Below are 21,303 nucleotides of genomic sequence, written 5' to 3'. Positions count from 1 at the left end.
GGTTATGAGTCAGCAGGATGCCGCCAAAGAGCAGGCCAACACCCGTAAAAACGTGCGCGTCGTGTCCATTTTCACCGCCGCGGCCATCGGTATTGTCGGGGTGCTGGTGATCCTTTATGCCTGGCAGTTGCCTCCGTTCACGCGTCACGCGCAGTTCACCGATAACGCCTACGTGCGCGGCCAGACAACGTTCATCAGTCCACAGGTAAACGGCTACATTACCGAGGTACACGTTCAGGATTTCGTGCAGGTTAAAAAAGGCGATCTGCTGTTGCAGATTGACGACCGGATCTATCGCCAGCGCGTCCATCAGGCCGAGGCGCAGCTGGCAATGAAAATCGCTGCCCTGAACAACAACCTGCAACAGCGTAAAAGTGCGGAAGCGGTGATTGCCAGAAACGAGGCGGCGCTAAAAAACGCCCGTGCCCAAAGCCTGAAAACCCAGGCGGATCTGAGGCGCGTGAAGGATCTGACCGCAGACGGCTCCCTGTCCATCCGCGAGCGCGATGCAGCGCTGGCGAGTGCCGCGCAGGGTAGCGCCGATATCGATCAGGCAAAAGCGACGCTTGAGATGTCGCGCCAGGATTTACAAACGGTCATCGTTAATCGCGGGTCGCTGGAAGCGGACGTTGAAAATGCCAAAGCCGCACTGGAACTGGCGCAGATCGATCTGCAAAACACCCGAATTGTCGCCCCGCGCGACGGCCAGCTCGGGCAGGTTGCGGTGCGTCTGGGGGCGTACGTCACTGCCGGGACGCACTTGACCACGCTGGTTCCGCCGCAGCACTGGGTGATCGCCAACATCAAAGAGACGCAGCTGGCGAATATACGCGTCGGCCAGCCGGTGAAATTCACCGTCGATGCGTTGAACGATAAAGCCTATCAGGGGCGCGTAGAGAGCATTTCTCCGGCCACTGGCGTGGAGTTCAGCGCTATCACCCCGGATAACGCCACGGGCAACTTTGTCAAAATCGCCCAGCGCATCCCGGTACGCATTGAGGTACTCGGTGAGGCGGAGGAGTACCAGCTGCTGCGCCCTGGCATGTCGGTGCAGGTCACCATCGACACGCGGGAGGCGAAACAATGACGCTTCGCCCGATCGCTGGCCTGCTGATGATGGCTATCCTGGCGGGTTGCCAGTCGGTAGACGTTGAGCCCGCCACATCGTCACTGCACATTCCGGCCCAGTGGCGCGCCACGTCGGGGCCGTCCAGCCCGGCAGAGCAGCTCTGGTGGCGCAATTTTCACGACAGCCATCTGAACCGCTATGTGGATCAGGCGCTGAAGAACAACAGCGACGTGCTGATTGCCCGCGAGCGGATTAATGAGTATCAGGCCCGGGTGTACGCCGCCGACGGCAGCCTGTTTCCGTCGCTAGATGCGGGCGTGACGGGAACGCGCGGGCGCTCGCAGTCCGCCGCCACCGGGCTTCCGGTATACGGTACGCTGTATAAAGGCAGCCTGACCGCCAGCTACGACGTGGATATCTGGGGCGTAAACCGCGGCACCGCCCGTGCCGCTGAAGCATCGCTGGAGGCACAAAAAGCGGCTGCTGCGGCGGCAGATCTTACCGTCGCGTCGTCGGTGGCCTCCGGGTACGTCACCCTGCTGTCGCTGGATGAACAGCTTCGCGTGACACGTTCCACGCTGAAGTCGCGTGAAGAGGCGTTTAACCTTGCTAAACGGCAGTTTGAGACGGGATATAGCTCTCGCCTTGAGCTGATGCAATCGGATTCTGAGCTGCGCGCTACCCGCGCGCAGGTTCCACTTCTTCAGCACCAGATTGCGCAACAGGAGAATGCGCTTAGCCTGCTGCTTGGCGGCAACCCGGGTGACGTTCCGCGCGGTGAAAGCTTCGACGCCCTGACGCCGCTGAAACTGCCTTCACAACTGCCGTCGACGTTACTTAACCGACGTCCGGATATCGTCCAGGCGGAACGTCAGCTCGTTGCGGCGGACGCGACGCTGGCGTCATCGCGCGCCAGCCTGCTGCCGTCGATCAACCTCACGGCCACGGGATCGGTGCAGGATCGCACGCTGTCGGGATTGCTGGATAACCCCCTACAGCTCTGGAGCGTGGGCGGCAGTATTCTTGCGCCGCTGCTGAACCGTCAGGCGCTGAATGCACAGGTGGATATCTCTCAGTCCCAGCGCAATCAGGCGCTATACAGCTACGAAAAAACCGTACGTAACGCGTTTGTCGAGGTGAATGACAGCCTTGATGCCATCACCCGCTATCAGGAACAGCTTACCGAGCTGCTGGCACAGCAGCAGGTCGCGCAGGAGACACTGCGGATTGCGCAAAACCGCTACCGCAACGGTTACTCTTCCTATCTGGATGTGCTTGACGCGCAGCGCACCTTATTCTCGGTGCAGACCAGCGTGGTACAGGTGAAAAATAACCTGCTGCTGGCGCAAATTGATTTGTATAAAGCGCTGGGCGGCGGTTGGGCCAGTGCGTGAAAACATGCCGGGTGGCGGCTACGCCTTACCCGGCCTACACGTCTGGTGATGGTGGAACGCGGCCACGCCTCACGAGGCATACATATGTTTCTGTAGGCCCGGTAAGCGCAGCGCCACCGGGCAAAGGTTTTAGCCGGAGAAACGATAGTGCCGGCTACGCCTTACCCGACCTATACTTCGCATCTGGCGATCCCCCTAAGGAGTCAATCTATGCAACAGCAGTGGTGTTCAGTAGATAATTACATGATTTCGTCGCTTATTCCTGAAGATGAGGTTCTCCAGAACGTTCTTGAAAACAACAAACGCGCCGGTTTACCCGAGCACGACGTTGCCGCAAATCAGGGGCAACTGCTGGCGCTGTTTGTCCGCATGACGCAGGCCCACCGCATTCTGGAGATCGGTACGCTTGGTGCATATAGCTCAATCTGGATGGCGCGCGCCCTGCCGCCGGACGGAAAGCTGATTACGCTAGAAGCGGACCCGACACATGCCGCAGTTGCACGCCAAAATATTCATCTTGCGGGACTCGGCGATCGCATAGAACTCATTGAAGGCCCGGCGCTAAAGTCGCTCGAGAATTTCGGTGACGTCCCGCCCTTTGACCTGATCTTTATTGATGCCGATAAGCCAAACAACCCCGGCTACCTGGAGTGGGCGCTGCACTACTCCCGTCCCGGCACGGTCATTATCGGCGATAACGTGGTGCGCGACGGCGAGGTAGTTAACGGGCAAAGCGACGATGCACGCGTGCAGGGGGTACGGAAGTTTATCGAGTTGACTGGAGATAACCCACGCTTAACCGCCACAGCGCTGCAAACGGTGGGCGTTAAGGGATGGGATGGGTTTACGCTGGCGATGGTGGAACGATAAAAAGCCGGGTGGCAGCCACGCCTTACCCGGCCTACATGTTCTTCCGTAGGCCCGGTAAGCGCAGCGCCACCGGGCAAAGGTTTTAGCCGGAGATCTGCTCCATCGCCTGCAAGATACGCTTGTCCGAAATCGGGTACGGCGTGCCAAGCTGCTGAGCGAAAAAGCTGACGCGCAGCTCCTCGATCATCCAGCGGATCTCCTGCACGTCGTCATCCTCCCGACGCGCCGGCGGCAGTTTGTTCAGCCACTGCTGCCATGCCTGCTGCACGTTTTCGACTTTCAGCATCTGCGCCCGGTCGCGATGCGGATCGATCGCCATTTTCTCCAGACGTTTTTCAATCGCCTGCAAATAACGCAGCGTATCGCCCAGCCGCTTAAAGCCGTTGCCGGTCACAAAACCGCGATAGACCAGCCCGGCCATCTGCGCCTTCACGTCCGACAGCCCCAGCGCCATGGTCATATCCACCCGCCCTTTCAGGCGCTTGTTGATAGTGAACACGGCGGTGAGGATCTGCTCGACCTGTTTCGCAATCTCTACCACGGTATCGTTCAGCTCCGCGCGCACCTTTTCATGAAGCTGAGCAAAGCCCTCTTCCGTCCAGACCGGACCGCCCGCCTCGTGGATCAGCTTGTCCACGCCGCAGGAGATGCAGTCGTCAATCAGATCCAGCACTTTGCCGTACGGGTTAAAGTACAGCCCCAGCTTGGCTTTGTTCGGCAGCTTCTCGTGCAGATACTTAATCGGCGACGGGATGTTGAGCAGAAGCAGTCGACGCAGCCCGCGCCACATCATCTGCTGCTGCTCCTGCGGATTGTCAAAGAGCTTAATCGCCACGCTGTCGCGCTCATCCACCAGCGCAGGCCAGGCTTTCACCTTGTAGTTCCCGCGCTTCTGCTCGTAGCTTTCCGGAAGCTGACCAAAGCTCCAGATATGCAGCCCGCTCTGCTCGATACCGTCGTCCGCCACGGCAGACAGGGTTTCCTGCACTTTGCCCTTCAGGGCGTCCTTCAGTTCCGAAAGCGAGCGGCCTTCCAGCAGCTTTTTGTTTTTATCGTCCACCACGCGGAAGGTGATTTTCAGGTGATCGGGCACCTGATCCCAGTTCCAGTCCTCGCGGTCAATGGTGGTCCCGGTCATACGGCGGAACTCGCGCTCAAGCGCGTCCAGCAGCGGCAGCTCCAGCGGCGTGACGCGGCCTAAAAAGGCTTCGGCGTAGTTCGGTGCTGGCACAAAATTGCGCCGTACCGGCTTCGGCAGCGACTTAATCAGCGCAATCACCAGCTCACGGCGCAGGCCGGGAATTTGCCACTCAAACCCGCTCTCTTCCACCTGGTTTAACAGCGGCAGCGGAATGTGCACCGTCACGCCATCGGCATCCGCGCCCGGCTCAAACTGATAGGTCAGCCGCAGCTTGAGGTTCCCCTGATGCCAGAAGTTCGGGTAGTCGAGCTTGCTGACCGACTCCGCGCCCTCTTTGATCAGCATGCTCTTTTCGAAGTTGAGCAGGTCCGGGGTCTCTTTGCTGGCTTTCTTCCACCAGCTGTCGAAATGGCGCGCCGAGATCACATCGTGGCTGATGCGCTGGTCGTAAAACTCAAACAGCGTCTCGTCGTCCACCAGAATGTCGCGGCGGCGGGACTTGTGCTCAAGCTCTTCCACCTCGGCGCGAAGCTTCAGGTTTTCGCGGAAGAACGCGTGGCGCGTCTGCCAGTCGCCCTCCACCAGCGCATGGCGGATGAACAGCTCGCGACTTAACGCCGGATCGATCTGGCTGTAGTTAACCTTCCGCGCAGCGACCACCGGCAGGCCATAGACGGTGACTTTTTCTGTTGCCATCACCGCGCCCTGCCCGCGCTCCCAGTGCGGCTCGCTGTACGAGCGTTTCAGCAGGTGCTGCGCCACCGGTTCAACCCACTCCGGATCGATGCGTGCGGCAATTCGCCCCCACAGTCGGCTGGTTTCCACCAGCTCGGCGACCATGGTCCACTTCGGCGGCTTTTTGAACAAGCCGGAGCCCGGGAAGATGGAGAATCGCGCGTTACGTGCCCCGGTATACTCCTGCTTATCGGCATCCTTCATCCCGATATGGGACAGCAGGCCGGTCAGCAGCGCGATGTGAATTTCGCGGTACTCCGCCGGTTCACTGTTCACCGGAATGCCCAGCTCTTTCACCACCTGGCGCAGCTGGGTATAGATATCCTGCCACTCGCGCACGCGCAGGTAGTTGAGGAAATCCACCCGGCACTGACGACGGAACTGATTCGAAGAGAGCGCTTTTTGCTGCTCGCCGAGATAGTTCCAAAGGTTCACAAAGGCCAAGAAATCAGACTCTTTATCGTGGAAGCGACGGTGTTTTTCATCCGATGCCTGCTGTTTGTCCATCGGGCGCTCGCGCGGGTCCTGAATGGAGAGGGCCGAGGTGATGATCATCGCCTCGCGCACGCAGCCATGCTTTTGCGCTTCCAGCACCATGCGCGCCAGACGCGGATCAACCGGGAGCTGGCTAAGCTGACGGCCTAATGGCGTTAGCTTGTAGGCCGTCGCCTGCTCGTCGGTGGTGATGGCGCCCAGCTCTTCCAGCAGGCGCACCCCGTCCTGAATATTGCGCTTGTCCGGCGCTTCCACAAACGGGAAGGCGGCGATATCGCCCAGCCCCAGCGCGGTCATTTGCAGAATAACGGACGCCAGGTTGGTGCGCAGGATCTCGGGGTCGGTAAACGCCGGGCGCGACAGGAAATCGTCTTCCGAATAGAGACGAATACAGATCCCTTCCGACACGCGGCCACAGCGCCCCTTACGCTGATTCGCCGACGCCTGCGATACCGGCTCGATCGGCAGGCGCTGGACCTTGGTACGGTAGCTGTAGCGGCTGATGCGCGCCGTGCCAGGGTCGATCACGTATTTGATGCCCGGCACGGTGAGCGAGGTTTCGGCCACGTTTGTAGCCAGCACGATGCGGCGCCCGCCGTGCGGCTGGAACACGCGGTTCTGCTCGCTGTTCGACAGGCGCGCGTACAGCGGCAGGATCTCAGTATGGCGCAGGTCGCGCTTGCTGAGCGCATCGGCGGTGTCGCGGATTTCGCGCTCGCCGCTCATAAAGATCAGAATGTCGCCCGAACTCTCGTTGCCCAGCTCGTCGACGGCATCAAAGATGGCCTGAAGCTGGTCGCGCTCGGTATCGTCCGCCTCTTCAACAATCGGGCGATAGCGCACTTCCACCGGATAGGTGCGGCCCGACACTTCAATAATCGGCGCATTGTTGAAATGTTTTGAGAAGCGCTCCGGGTCGATGGTCGCGGAGGTGATGATGATTTTCAGATCAGGACGGCGGGGCAGCAGCTCTTTCAGGTAGCCGAGCAGGAAGTCGATGTTCAGGCTGCGCTCGTGCGCTTCGTCGATGATGATGGTGTCGTATTGCATCAGCAGACGATCCTGCTGGATTTCCGCCAGCAGAATACCGTCGGTCATCAACTTAACCATGGTGTTGTCGCTGACGCGATCGCTGAATCGCACCTTGTAGCCGATGCAGCCGCCCGGCTCCGTTTGCAGCTCTTCGGCAATACGGTTCGCCACGGTGCGCGCCGCCAGACGACGCGGCTGGGTATGGCCAATCAGCCCCTTCACCCCGCGGCCCAGCTCCATGCAGATTTTCGGCAACTGGGTGGTTTTACCTGAACCGGTTTCGCCCGCGACAATCACCACCTGGTGGTCGCGTACGGCCTCAAGAATGTCCTGTTTTTTCTGGCTGACGGGCAGGTTTTCCGGGTAGGTAATCTCCGGGCGTGCGGCTTCGCGCAGCACAACCTTCCCTGCCGCCTGTTCAATCTCTTTGGCCATCTCCTGGTAAATGGCCTGTTGTGCATCAGGATTTTTAACCTTCTTAACCCCGTGCAGGCGGCGCGCAAACCGCTGTTTGTCGCGCAGCATCAGCGAATTAAGCTGCTGCATCAGCATCGGGAAGGTCAATTTTTGTTGTTCTGTCATAGCGTTAACGGGCAGTGCACTGCCGGATAAAATCTCTTTTTAATGATTGCTATAGAGTACCACATCAGCGCTTTTCGCGCCTTATTCAAAAAATTCGAACATAGACTTCGATATATTGCGCTATCCCTGTGGCAGGATTGTGAATAAAGTGTCAACAAGCAACGGGGCAACCCCCTTCAATCAAATACAAAACAGGAATTTCCCATGAGCAAAGTATTAGTGTTGAAATCCAGTATTCTGGCAGGGTACTCACAGTCTGGTCAGTTATCCGACTATTTCGTTGAGCAGTGGCGCGAACAGCATACTGCGGATGAAATCACCGTTCGCGACCTGGCGGCAAACCCGATTCCTGTGCTGGACGGCGAGCTGGTTGGCGCGCTGCGTCCGAGCGATGCGCCTTTATCCCCACGTCAGCAGGAAGCCCTGGCGCTCTCCGACGAGCTGATTGCTGAATTGCAGGCGCACGACGTTATCGTGATCAACGCCCCAATGTACAACTTCAACATTCCTACCCAGCTGAAGAACTACTTCGACCTGGTGGCGCGCGCTGGCGTAACCTTCCGTTACACCGAGAACGGCCCGGAAGGTCTGGTAAAAGATAAACGCGCTATCGTCCTGACCAGCCGCGGCGGTATTCACAAAGATACCCCAACCGACCTGGTGGCACCGTACATGACGCTGTTCCTCGGCTTCATCGGCATTACCGACGTGAACTTTGTGTTCGCTGAAGGTATCGCTTACGGCCCGGAAGTGGCTACCAAAGCGCAGTCCGACGCGAAAGCCGCTATCGACAGCCTGGTCGCTGCCTAAGATCTCCCCCTCTCACCGCCCGGTGGGAGGGTTTTTCTTTTCCTGCATATTTCGTTATCATCCGCACCCACTCTCCAGCCGGGCGGCCTGATGTCTGTCATTATCGATACTTTTATTGCACCACCCTGTCACGACGACATTGAGATCCTCTGGCAGGACGAACATCTGCTGCTGATCAACAAACCTTCCGGCCTGCTTAGCCTCTCGGGGAAAAATCCGCAAAACCGTGATTCCGTTCACCACCGTCTGGTGCAAACCTTTCCTGGCTGCACGCTGGTGCATCGCCTTGATTTTGGCACCTCGGGCCTGATGGTCATTGCGCGTAACAAGGCGATTAACGCCGCGCTTTGTCACCAGTTCAGCCAGCGCGCCGTCAGCAAGGTTTACACCGCCCTGCTGTGCGGACATGTGGAAGAGGATGAAGGGACCGTGGATGCGCCGATTGCCAAAGATCCGGCGCTGTTTCCGCTGATGACGATCTGTTCACTGACCGGTAAACCCGCCCGCTCCCGCTACCGGGTGGTGGAACGTGTATACCCGGATACGAAAATGCCGTTGACGCGGGTGGAACTTACCCCGGAGACCGGGCGCACCCACCAGCTGCGCATTCACTGCCAGCAGTTAGGCCACCCTATATTAGGGTGCGATCTGTATGGAGGTCTGGAATGGCCGGGCGCTGAAGAAACGCCCCGGCTGATGCTGCATGCAAGCGAACTGAGTTTTATACATCCGCTGAGCGGCGAGACCATGAATGCCCGTCACGCCGCGCCATTTTGAAACAGGTTTACCACATTAAATCGTCAGGGATTTTGAAGTCTGCGTACGGATCGTCTTCGTCCTGCTCTTCCTGACTCAGCGCGCTGTTTAGCACAATGCTGTCTGCATCGCGCTGGGCAATTTTATCCGCTACCACCGCCGGAATAATCGCATATTCACAGTCGCCATTCGCGTTGATCACCAGACGGGCAATGGCCAGACGACCGTTAATCAGCTGGGTTTGTGTCTGCTTATCGACATCGATTTTTTTGATCAGGTTGCCGTCGGTGAAGTTAAAGGTGATGTTGCCCCTCGCCACGGTGATGCGGTTCATCTCAATCAGCTGCTTCACCTGCGCCTTAAACTCTTTCGCCAGCACCGCCTGTTTTTGCTGTTCGCTCAGCTGCTTGTCACGCTCAAGCTGCGCTTTCTTATTTTCTTCAACGGCTTCTCTCGCCTCGCGAGCCTGGACGCGGGATTTTTTTGCCGTGCGCTGGACCTTCGCCATCTTTTTGCTGCTGACTAAGCCCGCTTTCAGCATCTGCTCTTGTAGGGTGAGTTTTGTCATGATCGTTTAAACCGGTTGGAAATGTCGGGGGATTATACCTGGATTTGAGGGGGGTATGCCAGATAAGAGGAATCAGACCCTGACAGCCTGCGTGACGAAGACTTCTCATCTGGCTCAGCGTAAATTATGTCGATGATTTACCCGTTGCGTTGTGACTGTTGACCAGACTTAGACCATGAATCACCGTACTTTATCATGCCTTCGAGATAATGCCATTCAATGCTATTAAAGCGAAGACTGACGGTTTCAATCATATTGTGGCTATTTGAGCCAGGTATATAAGTGTGACTGGCGTTGACTGACATGATCGCTACGCCCTCCATCGTTATCCTGTAGATTTCCCGTTCCACTCCCGCATGATTTATCTCATAGTATCTCACTACTGCCTTTTGCAAACGCTTTGCCTCACACACATAGACGGCAAGCAAAGGTGAAAGCTTGTCCAGTTCCTTATGTATAACAAATGCCTCATGCTGCCTGCATCCATGTATTCTGCCCGTGTGCGAATCGATAGGCTGACCTACACCGTAGCTACTGCTCATAACCTCAATTGCGCCTTCTCGGCCTAAGGCAAGACTGCTACCCTTTAACATCATTCCATTTTCATCATAAAGAAACAAATAAGCGGGTAACGACATATTATCTTACTCCTAAATCTAAAACATTGCCTTCATTGTCAATAATAAAAGTGTAATAATAGTGATGGTGATCTATGGTATAACTTGTACCATATACAACACCCCTATCAAATTTCACAGTAAAACAGGTATCGGGATAAGATAATTGTTGATACTCCCTTTTAAGTAATTCTTTATACTGCTTTCCATTAGTAGAAAGTATAAATCGACTTAATACGTGGTCTTTATTTAAAGAGAAACACACATAATTCCCATTGATGAAAATCGATTGTCGAATGCCTGCCTCCTCACCTTCTTTTCCTTTACCGGGACATCCAGCAAGAAGCAGAACAGCAGTCAACATTGTTAAGCTCCTCATCCAGGAAATCCTTTTAAAATATTCTCATATCTGAGGAGTAATGTCTGAGAAGGCTCTTCAGGATTATAGTTCTTGTAATCGAAAAGATTGCTATTACCCCAGAAACCATAATGCTTTAGTAGCCAGTAATCACTGACAATCGAAGCTTGCTGTTCGAGACCGTAATCAAATAAACTATTTTTATCAAGGGTATAAGTGTAGTCTGCTGTCCATGACATTAAACCGCGCATTCGTACCCACATGCCTCGTTGGTGTTGCCAGACATGCATCATCTCATGCATGAAGAGGTGTTGTGCATTAGGCGAGCGCTGATTAACCGGCATCGAGAAATCATGCTCATATTTTTCCGCTCTGAACCACATTTCCCCATCCGGACTCATTGCCTGACCAGGATTTTGGAGATTAAAGGGAAGATAGCTTTCTAGATGAATCCATACCTTGTGGTAGAAGATGCTAAATCCAAAAAGTGAACTCGCTAAATTTATTTCTCCAAGTCTTAATCGTCTAAGTCCACCCTCGCGCGTTCGCGGCCAGTCAACAGATTCAGGATAAAACATAATGATGCCCTCAATTTGATTTGAGGGCATCGTACTCTTAATTTTATGCAAAAAAAGAGAAAAATGATGGCAGAGATCGCAAAAAAGATAAAAACAGCACAGACAAATAAGTTCACATTAAATATTCTTTCCACAATATAAAATGCATATTTAGAATAGTATATGTGAAAACATTCATTACCAAAATCTGGATCATGAAGAACCCTCATGACGCAGTGAAATTAAGTCACTTCCCCTGCGCCAGTGGCTCAGGCATAAATTATGCATTGATAACGTCCCGGCAACATGAACTTAGGATGCATAACGAAAATGAGTCAGGCTTTCACATTTACCCTTAAGCGCAGTTGCTTTGATGAAAACTATAACCCGTCAGAAAACACGCGCACGACCACCAACTTCGCCAACCTCGCCCGTGGGGAGAAGCGTCAGGAAAACCTGCGCAATACGCTGGTGATGATTAACAATCGCTTTAACGCGCTGGCGAGCTGGGATAACCCCAAGGCGGACCGCTACGCCGTCGAGCTGGAGATTGTATCGGTCGATATGAATATTGGCGGGGAATTTACCTTCCCGGCCATCGAAATTCTGCAAACGACGATCGTGGATAAAAAGACCGGCGAGCGCATTGAGGGCATCGTCGGGAATAACTTCTCATCCTATGTCCGTGACTATGATTTCAGCGTCCTGCTGCTGGAGCACAATAAAGATCAATCCCGTTTTACCCTCCCCGAGAATTTCGGTGAGCTGCACGGCAATATTTTTAAGTGTTTTGTGCATTCTGCGGAATATCGGGAGAACTTCAAAAAAGCGCCGGTGATCTGCCTGAGCGTCTCCAGCAAAGACACCTACCGCCGCACCGGTAACCACCATCCGGTGCTGGGCCTGGAGTACCAGCCGGACGGCGAGTCGCTGACGGAGCAGTATTTCGCCAAAATGGGCCTTAAGGTTCGCTACTTCATGCCTGAGAACAGCGTCGCGCCTTTTGCCTTCTTCTTCACCGGCGATTTACTGCGTGATTACACCAATCTGGAGCTGATCGGCACCATCAGCACGATGGAGACGTTCCAGAAAATTTATCGCCCGGAAATTTATAATGCTAATTCTGCCGCGGGGCAGTGCTATCAGCCCGACCTGAATCAGCAGGATCACTCATTAACCAAAATCGTTTATGACCGTGAAGAGCGCAGCCGTCTGGCCATTGAGCAGGGGAAATATACCGAAGAGCGGTTTATCAAACCCTATAAAACCCTTCTTGAACAGTGGTCTCAGCACTTCACGCTTTAATTTAATACGGATAAAAGGTTTCTACTTATGAAAACATTGCTCCCGACATCGACGGCTGGCAGCCTGCCGAAACCCACCTGGCTTGCGCAGCCGGAAACGCTCTGGTCGCCGTGGAAATTACAGGACGACGAATTACTGGCAGGGAAACAGGATGCGCTGCGTTTGTCTCTGGACGAGCAACTCCGCGCGGGGATTGATATCGTCAGCGATGGCGAACAAACCCGCCAGCATTTCGTTACCACCTTTATTGAACATCTGAGCGGAGTGGATTTTGAGAACCGCCAGACGGTGCGCATCCGTAATCGCTATGATGCGAGCGTGCCGACCGTGGTGGATGCGGTAGCGCGCCAGAAACCGGTGTTCGTTGACGACGCGAAGTACCTGCGCCAGCTTACGGACAAGCCGATCAAGTGGGCGCTGCCCGGCCCCATGACCATGATCGACACGCTTTATGATGCCCACTATAAAAGCCGCGAAAAGCTGGCCTGGGAGTTTGCTAAAATCCTCAATCAGGAAGCGCGCGAGCTGGAAGCGGAAGGCGTTGACATCATTCAGTTCGATGAACCGGCCTTTAACGTCTTTTTCGACGAGGTGAACGACTGGGGTATCGCCGCGCTGGAGCGGGCCATTGAAGGGCTGAAGTGCGAAACCGCGGTACATATCTGCTACGGTTACGGCATCAAAGCCAATACGGACTGGAAAAAGACGCTCGGCTCCGAGTGGCGCCAGTATGAAGAGGCGTTTCCTAAATTGCAGACCTCGAAGATCGATATCATTTCGCTGGAGTGCCACAACTCGCGCGTGCCGATGGATCTGCTGGAGCTGATCCGCGGTAAAAAAGTGATGGTCGGGGCGATTGACGTCGCCACCCAAACCATCGAAACGCCGGAAGAGGTCGCCGATACGTTGCGCAAGGCGTTGCAGTTTGTGGATGCAGACAAGCTTTATCCGTCGACCAACTGCGGCATGGCTCCCCTTTCCCGCCAGGTTGCCAACGGTAAGCTCAAGGCGTTAAGCGCCGGGGCAGAGATCCTCCGCCGCGAGCTTGCCCGTTAATCCTCAGGTTTGCCAGTACAGCGGCGTACCGAACCGTTCAATATAGTAATCAATCACCGCCCTGACGTTCAGGGGCGGATGACGCGCGTTCGGGTAAATCGCCGCAATCGTCAGCGGCTCCGTATTGATTGAACACTCCCTCTCCGGCAGCAATGCCACCAGCTCACCGCTTTTCAGCCGCTCGCTCACCATCCAGTCGGGAAAAAGCACAATGCCCATGCCGCCCAGCGCCGAAATCAGGAGCGTTTCCGCGTTATTGGAGGTCATCAACGGTACGACGGGATAGTGAACCCACGCCTCACCCGGCGACCTGATCAGCCAGCGGTTAGGCCCGGACGATCCGCGGTACACCAGACAGCGGTGACGGCTAAGATCGTCCGGCCCCTCAGGCGCGCCATGTTTGCGCAGATAGTCCGGCGAGGCCGCCAGATGGTAGAACTGCTGCCCAAATACCCGCGCGTGGAACGAGGAGTCCGTCAGCGCGCCGATGCGAAAGATAACGTCCGCGGCGTCGCGGTGAGGATCGATAAAATCGTCGGTGAGGGTAAGTTCAACGGAGAGACGGGGATAACGCGCCAGAAGCCCAGGCAGGCCCGGCGCGATGTGCCGTTGTCCGAAAAAAACCGGGCCATTGATGCGCAGCGTGCCCGACGGCTCGCGGGCGCGTTCATCCAGCTCGCGTCGCGCATCCTCAAGGTTCCCAGCCATCGCCCGCGCATAGCGAACAAAAAGATGTCCGCTCTCTGTGGGCATAATCGCCCGCGTGTTGCGGTAGAACAGCTGTTGCCCGAGGGCGTCCTCAAGCTGGTGGATCACGCGTGAAACCTGCGACGCGGAGATCCCTTCCCGCCGCGCGACCACGGAAAAATTTTGCGTTTCGTATACGTCGATGAAGATCAGCAGCGCGCGAATGCTGATATGTCCGGCATCCATCATTAATGCATTTCCTGCACAGGTGTTTCCTGCATTATGGCATTTTTCTCAATGATGTTCAGACGTAATCTTCTCCGCCTGGAAAAAGGAGAAAAAGCGTTATGCACATTATTTTAATTTTACTGGTGATTGCCGGCGGCATGGGGCTGTCCGTGGAAGCCGGGCTGCTGGGGCCGCTGGGCGCGGAGGTAGGCGATCTGTGGGCTGCGTTCAGCATATTCAGCGTGGGGACGGGGCTGACGTTTCTGCTGATGCTGTTTTTCAGCCCGCGCAACAGCCCCTCATTTTTTGCGCAACCGTCATGGCATCTGCTGGGCGGCGTGCTCGGTCCGGTTTACGTCATCATTCTCACCATTGCCACGCCGGCGATCGGCATCGCGATGACGATGATTGGCATTCTGGCCGGTCAGGTATTTAAAAGCCTGATTATTGACCACTATGGCCTGCTGGGTACGCCGCACCGCAGGATCGATACAAAACGCATTATTGCGCTGGGGTTTATCATTGCGGCGCTCATTCTCGTGGCACAGGGGTAACGTTATGACAGTAATTATGATTATTCTGGCCGTGATTGGCGGCGCGACGCTGAGCATTCAGGCTGCCATTAACGGGCAATTAGGCAGCAGCGTGGGGGTTTTCAAAAGCGCGTTTCTGACGTTTTCCGTCGGCGCGCTGGTGACCGCCCTGCTCATCTTCTTCTTTGAGCCGAAACAGGCAGTGAGCCTGATGGATGTGCCCAAATGGCAGCTTCTGGGCGCCCTGTGCGGCGTGCCTTATATCGTGATTATGGTGCTCGCGGTGCAGCGCATCGGCACCGCCGTTGCCACGGTAGCGGTGATCCTGGGCCAGCTGGCCATGAGCATGCTGATTGATAACTTTGGCTGGCTGAACAATGAAGCCATTCCATTTTCAATGAGCCGTCTGGGGGCCGTGGTCTGCCTGAGTATTGCGCTCTTCTTCATCTACTCAAGCAGTAAACCTCAGCCCGAAGAGGATTAACCGCCCTCTTTGCGGGTAAAGAACAGCGTCACCGTGGCGACGGTGACGCCAAATTTCTTCATCTCGGTCTTATTGAACAGACGGGTGCCGTCCTGCAAATACATCCAGTCATCGAAGTGCAACAGCCAGGTTTTGCCGTCCGCCTTCACGTTCATGCTGTAGCGCCAGTTAAGGGCGTTGCCCGCCGCCTGGCCTGACGCCACACCCTCAATATCACCCGCCGTGCCCTCGTAGCGATTCTGACCAACGCGGCGGATGTGCCACACACGCTGCTGCTTCTCGCCGTCGTCGTAGACAAAATGCTCATTCAGGGTCAGCGTATCGCCGATAACATCGCCGGCGATCTCGACGTGGAAACGGCGGATCTGCTTACCGCTACGATCCTGAACCATCCCCCACGCCTCGGTTTTCCCCTGGAAATAGGTGAAAATATCCAGCGTCGGCTGCTGCTGACGATACTCTGTCACCTCGGTGCTGCATCCGGCCACCAGCATCGTCAGGGCAAGCGCCATTAACAGGAAACGTTTCATTTTGGTCCTCCGATTAACTGCTGACGCAGTTCAGGATACTCGGTGCGGGGATCGAGCCAGATCGCCAGAAAGCGCGAGCTAAACGCTGCCGACTGGCGTGGCCCGAGTGGCGTGAAGTTTTTCTGCGACGCTGTAGGGCGATACCAGAATTGCCCCTGTCCGTCCTTCAGTACAAACGCGATCTGCGCGCCGGGCGTAACGTCGGGCCAGAGCGTGGACAACATGCGTAGCCAGGCTTCACTCTGCGGCTCCTGCTGCAAAATGCCCTGCGCCTGCCACTGCTCGCGGGTCGCCTCGACCAGGTCGTCGGCAGCAATGTCGCGGGCGTAGGTAATAATCAGCGCGTTATCGCTGTCTATCCCCGCGTAGCGCCCTTCGGGCGTGAGAAGCTGAGAGGTATAGACGGTAAGCGGCCCCCAGGTGAGCGTGGCATCGCCCACCTTGCGCCAGCTCAGCCAGTCTGCCGCCTGCACGCTACAGGTGAATAGGGTCAGCGCGAGCATGAATAACAGTTTTCTCATTGTTGTCTCCCCATCAGCAGGTGGAAAAAGAGCATCAACACCAGCCAGCCCGGGATCATCCAGCTGACGACGATAAAGGTCGGTTCCAGAAACGTTATGGCCCCCAGACGCTCGCCGATCAGGTAGGCTACCGGCCCGCCCACGGTCGCCAGCGCCGTCAGAAGCCAGCCCGGCAGCGTTGTCGTGCGGGTTAGCTGCGTCCAGACGCAGGCAAACATCAGCCACAGCGCGACCATCCATAGCGGCATTAGCGACGCACCGGTAAAGGCAATCAGCCCGGTCAGCGCCCAGAGGGGGTCAAGCAGCGCGCCCGACGCAGCCAGCACAATGGCGTATAGCCGGTGCGAAGGCGGTAACAGCAGCCAGGCAAGCACCGCCAGCGCGATCCAGATGACCAGACCCTGCTCGCGAAACAGCACCACCAGCGTCCAGTAGAGATCGAACCCGATGGCCAGCAGAAAGACCTGCCCGTAGCGCTTCATACGCGTTCCGCAGTGAGCTGCACCACGCTGATGGTGCGGGCGTTAAACCCGGCTTCACAATAGCCGAAGTAGTACAGCCACATCCGGCGGAAACGTTCATCAAACCCGAGCTTTTCTATCTCCTGCCAGGCGTGAATGAAGCGCTGCCGCCAGTGGGCGAGCGTGCGGGCGTAATCCGGTCCCATATCAAAGAGGTTACGCACCACAAAATCCGTGTGGCGTGTCATCAGGTCATTCATGGCGGTGATGCTGGGCAAAAAGCCGCCGGGGAAGATGTAGCGCTGTATAAAATCGACGCTTTTGCTGTAGTCGCGGTAGCGCTGATCCTGAATGGTGATGGCCTGAATCGCCATCCGCCCGCCTGGACGCAGACGCGCCTGACAGGTGCGGAAAAACGTTGGCAGGTAGCGTTGGCCGACGGCTTCGATCATCTCAACCGACACCAGCTTATCGTACACCCCGGTCAGATCGCGGTAGTCGCAGAGCAACACCTCAACGCGATCCTGCAAGCCTGCCCGCGCAATCCGCGCGGTGGCCCAGTGGTACTGCTCCTGCGACAGCGTGGTGGTGGTCACCCGACAGCCGTAGTGACGGGCGGCGTACTCCGCCATCGCCCCCCAGCCGGTGCCAATTTCCAGCAGATGGTCGTTTGCGGTGAGCGCCAGCTGGTCGCACAGCCTCGCCATTTTTGCCTGCTGAGCCGCCGCCAGATCCTGCTCTTCCCCGGTAAACAGCGCGCTGGAGTACAGGAGTTGCTCATCAAGGAAATGGGCGTAAAAGGTGTTGCCGAGATCGTAATGGGCGGCAATATTTTCACGCGCCTGAGCGCGGGAGTTGCGCCGCGTCCAGTGCCGTAGCCGCTCCAACGGCTTCGCGAGCAGGCGAAACCCTTTTTCCAGCTGCCCGAGGATCTGGCTATTGCGCGCAATCAGCTCCAGCAGCGGCGTCAGGTGGGCCGTCTCCCAGTCGCCATCCATCCACGCTTCCGCCGCGGCAAGGCTGCCTCCCGTTAAAATGCGCCAGTAGACGCCCGGAGATCGCACCTGGACATCGGCGTGAAGCGCGGCGGACGCGTCGCCGAAATGGAACGTCTGCGGCCCTTCCCGGAGCGTCAGCGAGCCTCCGCGCAGGCCGTTCAGCAGGCGAAAAAGCAACCAGCGCGCGACGCGAGCGTTGCGCGGGATATCGGGTTCAAGCGCAAAGACGGGATCGGTCATGATCGTTCACTCCTGCTGAGGGGATGGTTATGCAGCGGCACGCGCTTGAGCCACAGCCTGAGCGCCTGCCAGTAAATGGCAAAAACGGTTTTAAGGGTCATCAACGGAATGCGCACCAGCATCGCCCGCAGCGCCCCACGCGTCAGCGGCGCCCGGCGTAGCGTCAGCGTGGCATCAAACACCTTCGTTTCCTGATGGTTTTCAATATGCATGCGCAGCGTGCTGTCCGGGTTGTTGAAGCGCCAGTGGTAAACCATGTCCATCGGGTTAAAGGGCGAAACATGAAATGCTTTCTCCGTCGGCGGAGCGTCCTGCCCCGCCACGGCGTAGTAATGCCGTTCATTCCACGGCGTGTTACGCACTTCGGCGAGAACCCAGCGCAGAGTGTCTTCGCCGTCATAGCAGTAGTAAAAATTGACCGGGTTAAAATGAAAGCCGAAATAACGCAGCTGCGTCAGGAGCATGATCCGCCCCGCCGGACGCTGGCCGGTCAGATTTTCCAGACGCTCAAGGACGCGCTCTTTGAGCGGCGTGCCCAGCGGGTAATCCGCATCATAAAAGGCCGCGGGCGCAAAGCGATTTCGCCGTACGCCGACGGAGGGCAGTCTGTCCAGCTCATCAAGATCGAGCCACGCCATAAACACGCTATAGGTAAAATGGTGTGCTTTCGGCGTAAGACGGCGATGGCGCAATGCGCCGTGGTAAAGGCAGCTGTTCATCTCACTTGCCCTCCCCGGCCGCGAGTGCATTCACCACGTCCAGCGCGCTGCGCACGCCATCTTCGTGGAAACCGTTGTACCAGTACGCGCCGCAGAACCAGCTCCGCTGGTGACCGTTTATCTCGCCGCGCCGGGCCTGGGCATGCCAGCTCTTCGGGTTAAAAAGCGGATGCTCATAGACAAAGCGGCGCAGCACAAAGCGCTCATCCACTGGCGTTTCCGGGTTAAGGGTGACGCAAAACAGCGGACTGCCGTCGGGCAGTCCCTGCAAAATATTCATGTTGTAGGTAACGCAGGCGCTGGCATCATCCTGCTCGCTGAGGCGATAGTTCCAGCTGGCCCAGGCGCGCTCGCGCACCGGCAGCCAGCGCGGATCGCTGTGAAGTATTACCTCGTTACGCTGCCAGCCGATATCCCCCAGCACCTCGCGTTCAGCCTGCGTCGGGCTGGCGAGCATCGCCAGCGCCTGTGCCGAGTGGCAGGCAAAGATCACCTGATCGAAGGTATGCGTAACGCCTTCCCGCTCAATGTCGACGCCGCGATCGTGGCGAACAACCTTCTGAACCGGCGCGTTGAGGTGCAGCGTCAGGCGATCGCCAAGCTTGTCCATCATCGCGCGGATGTACTCCCGGGAGCCGCCCGGCACCACGTACCACTGCGGACGATGGGTGATGTCCAGCAAACCGTGGTTGTCGAAAAAGCGTAAAAAGAGCGGCAGCGGGAACCGTTTTATCTCCTGTAGCGACGATGACCAGATCGCCGCCCCCATCGGCAGGATGTAGTGACGGGCAAAAAAAGGCGTGAAGCGGTGCTGGCGCAGGAACGTCTCCAGCGTGGCGGATTCGCTAACGTCGCCCTCAAGCGTCTGTTTCGCCAGCCGGTTAAAGCGCACGATCTCCTTCAGCAGCGTCCAGAAGCCGGGGTTCAGCAGGTTACGACGCTGGGCGAACAGCGACGTCAGGGTATGCCCGTTGTACTCCAGGCCGCTCTGCGGGTTGTGCACCGAAAAGCTCATCTGCGTTTTTTGCCCGCTGATGCCCAGCTCGCTGAGCAGACCCATAAAGCGCGGATAGGTGCGGTCGTTATAGACGATAAAACCGGTGTCGATGGCATACGTACCCTGCGGGGTGTCAACATCTACCGTTGCGGTATGGCCGCCCGGCGTAGCCTGCGCTTCAAACAGCGTGACCTGATGATGTCCGGCGAGCCGCCAGGCACAGGTTAATCCGGCGATGCCACTGCCGATAATTGCAATCTTCATGGCCGCACCATCCTGCGCAGCAGTGCGCACTGAAGTACGTTGGGCAGGCTGGAAAGCAGGCGCAGCGCCAGGCTGAACCCGGCGGGAAACGCGATAGTATCTTTCCCTTTTGCCAGACCGCGACGAATGGCGCTGACGGCCTGCTCCACGCTAACCCGGCCCGGCATCGGAAAATCGTTTTTGCGGGTCAGCGGCGTGTCGACAAAACCGGGTGAAACGACCGTGACGGCAATCCCTTTCGGCTCCCAGTCGAGGCGCAGCGTATCGGCAAACCAGGTTAACGCCGCCTTGGAGGCGCCATACGCTTCGGCCCGGGGGAAGTGAAGCCAGTGCGCCATCGAGCTGACCAGCACCACGCGGTTGCCGGATACCAGCTGCGGCTGCAACGCGGCAAGGCAGTTTACCGGCCCCATGAAATTGGTGGTCATCACCCGCTCCACCAGCGCGGCATCTACCTCGCCGCGATCGAGATACTCGCAGGTTCCGGCACAGAGGATCACCGTATCGGCAGCACAGTCCGCCAGCGCCTGGCGACAGGCGTCCCTGTCCGTCATATCGAACAGGCGCACCGTAATAGTGGGGCTGTGCTGATGCAGGTCCGCCAGGCGTTGCGCATCGCGCCCGCACGCAATCACCCGGTAGCCGTCGTCGGCGAAAGATTTCGCCAGCCCTGCCCCTATCCCCGAGCTTGCGCCGGTAATCAGAACCGTTTTCATGATTTCACTCTCCGCTTAACGCCGCGTACGGCCCAGCCGAGCACCGGAAGGTGTTCATAAATCATCTCTCCGGCATCGTAGTAATCGCGCTGGCGAACAATGCGATCGTCGCACATGTCTACCACGGAGCAGCCCGGCAGTTGCCGCATTGCCCCCCGGGCGATACGCGGGTGCGACCAGTGCATAATCCAGGTGACAACAAAGCGTTCGCCCTGCTGCAACGGTGCATCGACGGTAAAGCGACAGTGCTGAACGTTAGCCAGCAGATGGGTGAAATAGCGCTGAAGCGCGAACAGCCCGCTGTGTTCGCCAAAGGGATCGATAAGCGTGGCATCGGCGCGATAAATCTCCGCCAGCGCCGAGGGTGGCTGGGTATCCAGCGTGGTGTAGTAATCAACGAACCGACTGATGACGGACGGCAACGTGCTCATAGGTCACATCCTGGCTGTAAACAACGTAGCGAAATCGCATAATTAAAACTTACACAATTAGCGTTATTTGTCCAAGTTCAGGAGAATATATTTTTTATTGTCGCTTATTTTCAACAGGTTAAATGCAGCCCGCGCAGCGCCATTTTTTG

23 protein-coding genes are annotated in these 21,303 nt (G+C 56.9%); 9 read left to right on the top strand and 14 right to left on the bottom strand.

Features of this window, described 5'->3' with window-relative positions:
- Positions 1-4: 4 nt before the first annotated feature.
- From N5C09_RS00415 to N5C09_RS00405, 3 genes are all read left to right on the top strand, one after another.
- Positions 5-1,087 (top strand): HlyD family secretion protein, encoded by a 1,083-nt coding sequence (locus N5C09_RS00415; RefSeq protein ID WP_063866768.1) that lies wholly within the window; start codon positions 5-7, stop codon positions 1,085-1,087.
- On the top strand, positions 1,084-2,463 hold the full coding sequence (locus N5C09_RS00410) for an efflux transporter outer membrane subunit (RefSeq protein ID WP_279748198.1): 1,380 nt from the start codon (positions 1,084-1,086) through the stop codon (positions 2,461-2,463). The genes N5C09_RS00415 and N5C09_RS00410 overlap by 4 nt, the downstream gene beginning before the upstream one ends.
- A gap of 210 nt (positions 2,464-2,673) precedes the next feature.
- A complete protein-coding gene (locus N5C09_RS00405; protein ID WP_279748197.1) occupies positions 2,674-3,333 on the top strand; it encodes an O-methyltransferase in 660 nt (219 codons plus the stop codon).
- Positions 3,334-3,415: 82 nt separating this feature from the next.
- On the opposite strand, the gene hrpA is transcribed toward N5C09_RS00405, so the two are convergent.
- Complete coding sequence (gene hrpA, locus N5C09_RS00400; RefSeq protein ID WP_279748196.1) at positions 3,416-7,318, bottom strand: ATP-dependent RNA helicase HrpA; 3,903 nt, start codon at positions 7,316-7,318, stop codon at positions 3,416-3,418.
- A 204-nt stretch (positions 7,319-7,522) separates the two neighbouring features.
- Between hrpA and azoR the strand changes: the two genes are divergently transcribed.
- Both azoR and N5C09_RS00390 read left to right on the top strand, forming a co-directional pair.
- Positions 7,523-8,128, top strand: a complete 606-nt coding sequence (azoR, locus tag N5C09_RS00395; RefSeq protein ID WP_279748195.1) for an FMN-dependent NADH-azoreductase — start codon at positions 7,523-7,525, stop codon at positions 8,126-8,128.
- Positions 8,129-8,218: 90 nt separating this feature from the next.
- Positions 8,219-8,905, top strand: a complete 687-nt coding sequence (locus N5C09_RS00390) for an RluA family pseudouridine synthase (protein WP_279748194.1) — start codon at positions 8,219-8,221, stop codon at positions 8,903-8,905.
- 7 nt (positions 8,906-8,912) lie between these two features.
- Here N5C09_RS00390 and N5C09_RS00385 read toward each other — a convergent pair whose 3' ends face one another.
- The 4 genes from N5C09_RS00385 to N5C09_RS00370 form a co-directional block, all read right to left on the bottom strand.
- Entirely contained in the window at positions 8,913-9,452 is a 540-nt protein-coding gene (locus N5C09_RS00385; protein ID WP_063451397.1) for a DUF2058 domain-containing protein, read from the bottom strand.
- Positions 9,453-9,589: 137 nt separating this feature from the next.
- Positions 9,590-10,090, bottom strand: a complete 501-nt coding sequence (locus N5C09_RS00380) for a type VI secretion system tube protein Hcp (RefSeq protein WP_279748193.1) — start codon at positions 10,088-10,090, stop codon at positions 9,590-9,592.
- 1 nt (position 10,091) lies between these two features.
- Positions 10,092-10,433 (bottom strand): putative T6SS immunity periplasmic lipoprotein, encoded by a 342-nt coding sequence (locus N5C09_RS00375; protein ID WP_279748192.1) that lies wholly within the window; start codon positions 10,431-10,433, stop codon positions 10,092-10,094.
- Between the two features lie 11 nt (positions 10,434-10,444).
- Positions 10,445-11,005: a type IV secretion protein Rhs gene (locus N5C09_RS00370; RefSeq protein ID WP_279748191.1), complete on the bottom strand. Its 561-nt coding sequence runs from the start codon at positions 11,003-11,005 to the stop codon at positions 10,445-10,447.
- Positions 11,006-11,314: 309 nt separating this feature from the next.
- On the opposite strand from N5C09_RS00370, the gene N5C09_RS00365 reads away from it, so the two are divergent.
- Positions 11,315-12,289, top strand: coding sequence for a DUF1852 domain-containing protein (locus N5C09_RS00365; protein WP_203466113.1), 975 nt, complete (start codon positions 11,315-11,317; stop codon positions 12,287-12,289).
- Between the two features lie 27 nt (positions 12,290-12,316).
- Positions 12,317-13,345, top strand: coding sequence for a methionine synthase (locus N5C09_RS00360; RefSeq protein ID WP_279748190.1), 1,029 nt, complete (start codon positions 12,317-12,319; stop codon positions 13,343-13,345).
- A 3-nt stretch (positions 13,346-13,348) separates the two neighbouring features.
- On the opposite strand, the gene N5C09_RS00355 is transcribed toward N5C09_RS00360, so the two are convergent.
- A complete protein-coding gene (locus N5C09_RS00355) occupies positions 13,349-14,281 on the bottom strand; it encodes a LysR family transcriptional regulator (RefSeq protein WP_193032478.1) in 933 nt (310 codons plus the stop codon).
- A gap of 98 nt (positions 14,282-14,379) precedes the next feature.
- On the opposite strand from N5C09_RS00355, the gene N5C09_RS00350 reads away from it, so the two are divergent.
- On the top strand, positions 14,380-14,814 hold the full coding sequence (locus N5C09_RS00350; RefSeq protein ID WP_003857304.1) for a DMT family transporter: 435 nt from the start codon (positions 14,380-14,382) through the stop codon (positions 14,812-14,814).
- 4 nt (positions 14,815-14,818) lie between these two features.
- Complete coding sequence (locus N5C09_RS00345; protein WP_107535305.1) at positions 14,819-15,277, top strand: DMT family transporter; 459 nt, start codon at positions 14,819-14,821, stop codon at positions 15,275-15,277.
- Here N5C09_RS00345 and N5C09_RS00340 read toward each other — a convergent pair.
- Genes N5C09_RS00340 through N5C09_RS00305 form a run of 8 tightly spaced genes read right to left on the bottom strand, consistent with a single transcriptional unit; the run spans position 15,274 to position 21,154 of the window.
- Positions 15,274-15,807 (bottom strand): DUF3833 domain-containing protein, encoded by a 534-nt coding sequence (locus N5C09_RS00340; protein ID WP_063866776.1) that lies wholly within the window; start codon positions 15,805-15,807, stop codon positions 15,274-15,276. The genes N5C09_RS00345 and N5C09_RS00340 overlap by 4 nt on opposite strands.
- Positions 15,804-16,328, bottom strand: coding sequence for a hypothetical protein (locus N5C09_RS00335; protein WP_279748189.1), 525 nt, complete (start codon positions 16,326-16,328; stop codon positions 15,804-15,806). The genes N5C09_RS00340 and N5C09_RS00335 overlap by 4 nt, the downstream gene beginning before the upstream one ends.
- On the bottom strand, positions 16,325-16,810 hold the full coding sequence (locus N5C09_RS00330; protein ID WP_279748188.1) for a DUF2878 domain-containing protein: 486 nt from the start codon (positions 16,808-16,810) through the stop codon (positions 16,325-16,327). The genes N5C09_RS00335 and N5C09_RS00330 overlap by 4 nt, the downstream gene beginning before the upstream one ends.
- Positions 16,807-18,027 (bottom strand): cyclopropane-fatty-acyl-phospholipid synthase, encoded by a 1,221-nt coding sequence (locus N5C09_RS00325; RefSeq protein WP_279748187.1) that lies wholly within the window; start codon positions 18,025-18,027, stop codon positions 16,807-16,809. Before N5C09_RS00325 ends, N5C09_RS00330 begins: the two co-directional genes overlap by 4 nt.
- The gene (locus tag N5C09_RS00320) at positions 18,024-18,746 is read right to left on the bottom strand and encodes a DUF1365 domain-containing protein (RefSeq protein ID WP_279748186.1); all 723 of its coding nucleotides are present in this window, start codon (positions 18,744-18,746) and stop codon (positions 18,024-18,026) included. Before N5C09_RS00320 ends, N5C09_RS00325 begins: the two co-directional genes overlap by 4 nt.
- Before the next feature lies 1 nt (position 18,747).
- The gene (locus tag N5C09_RS00315) at positions 18,748-20,007 is read right to left on the bottom strand and encodes an FAD-dependent oxidoreductase (RefSeq protein ID WP_279748185.1); all 1,260 of its coding nucleotides are present in this window, start codon (positions 20,005-20,007) and stop codon (positions 18,748-18,750) included.
- Positions 20,004-20,723 carry an SDR family NAD(P)-dependent oxidoreductase gene (locus N5C09_RS00310; RefSeq protein WP_279748184.1) on the bottom strand — a complete coding sequence of 240 codons (720 nt, stop codon included), beginning with the start codon at positions 20,721-20,723 and terminating at the stop codon, positions 20,004-20,006. The genes N5C09_RS00315 and N5C09_RS00310 overlap by 4 nt, the downstream gene beginning before the upstream one ends.
- Positions 20,720-21,154 carry a nuclear transport factor 2 family protein gene (locus tag N5C09_RS00305; RefSeq protein ID WP_063451410.1) on the bottom strand — a complete coding sequence of 145 codons (435 nt, stop codon included), beginning with the start codon at positions 21,152-21,154 and terminating at the stop codon, positions 20,720-20,722. Before N5C09_RS00305 ends, N5C09_RS00310 begins: the two co-directional genes overlap by 4 nt.
- Positions 21,155-21,303 lie beyond the last annotated feature (149 nt).

Origin of the sequence: Enterobacter sp. GD03975, from assembly GCF_029838645.1 — a bacterium.
Classification (GTDB): domain Bacteria; phylum Pseudomonadota; class Gammaproteobacteria; order Enterobacterales; family Enterobacteriaceae; genus Enterobacter; species Enterobacter quasihormaechei.
Note: the sequence above shows the minus strand (reverse complement) of the source record. Positions and strands in the feature narration are given on the sequence as shown.

What these genes read in the sequence shown, in the direction of transcription:
- N5C09_RS00415 (WP_063866768.1), top strand. Translation starts at nt 5, where the DNA reads ATGAGTCAGCAGGATGCCGCCAAAGAGCAGGCCAACACCCGTAAAAAC.
- N5C09_RS00410 (WP_279748198.1), top strand. Translation starts at nt 1,084, where the DNA reads ATGACGCTTCGCCCGATCGCTGGCCTGCTGATGATGGCTATCCTGGCG.
- N5C09_RS00405 (WP_279748197.1), top strand. Translation starts at nt 2,674, where the DNA reads ATGCAACAGCAGTGGTGTTCAGTAGATAATTACATGATTTCGTCGCTT.
- hrpA (WP_279748196.1), bottom strand. Translation starts at nt 7,318, where the DNA reads ATGACAGAACAACAAAAATTGACCTTCCCGATGCTGATGCAGCAGCTT.
- azoR (WP_279748195.1), top strand. Translation starts at nt 7,523, where the DNA reads ATGAGCAAAGTATTAGTGTTGAAATCCAGTATTCTGGCAGGGTACTCA.
- N5C09_RS00390 (WP_279748194.1), top strand. Translation starts at nt 8,219, where the DNA reads ATGTCTGTCATTATCGATACTTTTATTGCACCACCCTGTCACGACGAC.
- N5C09_RS00385 (WP_063451397.1), bottom strand. Translation starts at nt 9,452, where the DNA reads ATGACAAAACTCACCCTACAAGAGCAGATGCTGAAAGCGGGCTTAGTC.
- N5C09_RS00380 (WP_279748193.1), bottom strand. Translation starts at nt 10,090, where the DNA reads ATGTCGTTACCCGCTTATTTGTTTCTTTATGATGAAAATGGAATGATG.
- N5C09_RS00375 (WP_279748192.1), bottom strand. Translation starts at nt 10,433, where the DNA reads ATGTTGACTGCTGTTCTGCTTCTTGCTGGATGTCCCGGTAAAGGAAAA.
- N5C09_RS00370 (WP_279748191.1), bottom strand. Translation starts at nt 11,005, where the DNA reads ATGTTTTATCCTGAATCTGTTGACTGGCCGCGAACGCGCGAGGGTGGA.
- N5C09_RS00365 (WP_203466113.1), top strand. Translation starts at nt 11,315, where the DNA reads ATGAGTCAGGCTTTCACATTTACCCTTAAGCGCAGTTGCTTTGATGAA.
- N5C09_RS00360 (WP_279748190.1), top strand. Translation starts at nt 12,317, where the DNA reads ATGAAAACATTGCTCCCGACATCGACGGCTGGCAGCCTGCCGAAACCC.
- N5C09_RS00355 (WP_193032478.1), bottom strand. Translation starts at nt 14,281, where the DNA reads ATGATGGATGCCGGACATATCAGCATTCGCGCGCTGCTGATCTTCATC.
- N5C09_RS00350 (WP_003857304.1), top strand. Translation starts at nt 14,380, where the DNA reads ATGCACATTATTTTAATTTTACTGGTGATTGCCGGCGGCATGGGGCTG.
- N5C09_RS00345 (WP_107535305.1), top strand. Translation starts at nt 14,819, where the DNA reads ATGACAGTAATTATGATTATTCTGGCCGTGATTGGCGGCGCGACGCTG.
- N5C09_RS00340 (WP_063866776.1), bottom strand. Translation starts at nt 15,807, where the DNA reads ATGAAACGTTTCCTGTTAATGGCGCTTGCCCTGACGATGCTGGTGGCC.
- N5C09_RS00335 (WP_279748189.1), bottom strand. Translation starts at nt 16,328, where the DNA reads ATGAGAAAACTGTTATTCATGCTCGCGCTGACCCTATTCACCTGTAGC.
- N5C09_RS00330 (WP_279748188.1), bottom strand. Translation starts at nt 16,810, where the DNA reads ATGAAGCGCTACGGGCAGGTCTTTCTGCTGGCCATCGGGTTCGATCTC.
- N5C09_RS00325 (WP_279748187.1), bottom strand. Translation starts at nt 18,027, where the DNA reads ATGACCGATCCCGTCTTTGCGCTTGAACCCGATATCCCGCGCAACGCT.
- N5C09_RS00320 (WP_279748186.1), bottom strand. Translation starts at nt 18,746, where the DNA reads ATGAACAGCTGCCTTTACCACGGCGCATTGCGCCATCGCCGTCTTACG.
- N5C09_RS00315 (WP_279748185.1), bottom strand. Translation starts at nt 20,007, where the DNA reads ATGAAGATTGCAATTATCGGCAGTGGCATCGCCGGATTAACCTGTGCC.
- N5C09_RS00310 (WP_279748184.1), bottom strand. Translation starts at nt 20,723, where the DNA reads ATGAAAACGGTTCTGATTACCGGCGCAAGCTCGGGGATAGGGGCAGGG.
- N5C09_RS00305 (WP_063451410.1), bottom strand. Translation starts at nt 21,154, where the DNA reads ATGAGCACGTTGCCGTCCGTCATCAGTCGGTTCGTTGATTACTACACC.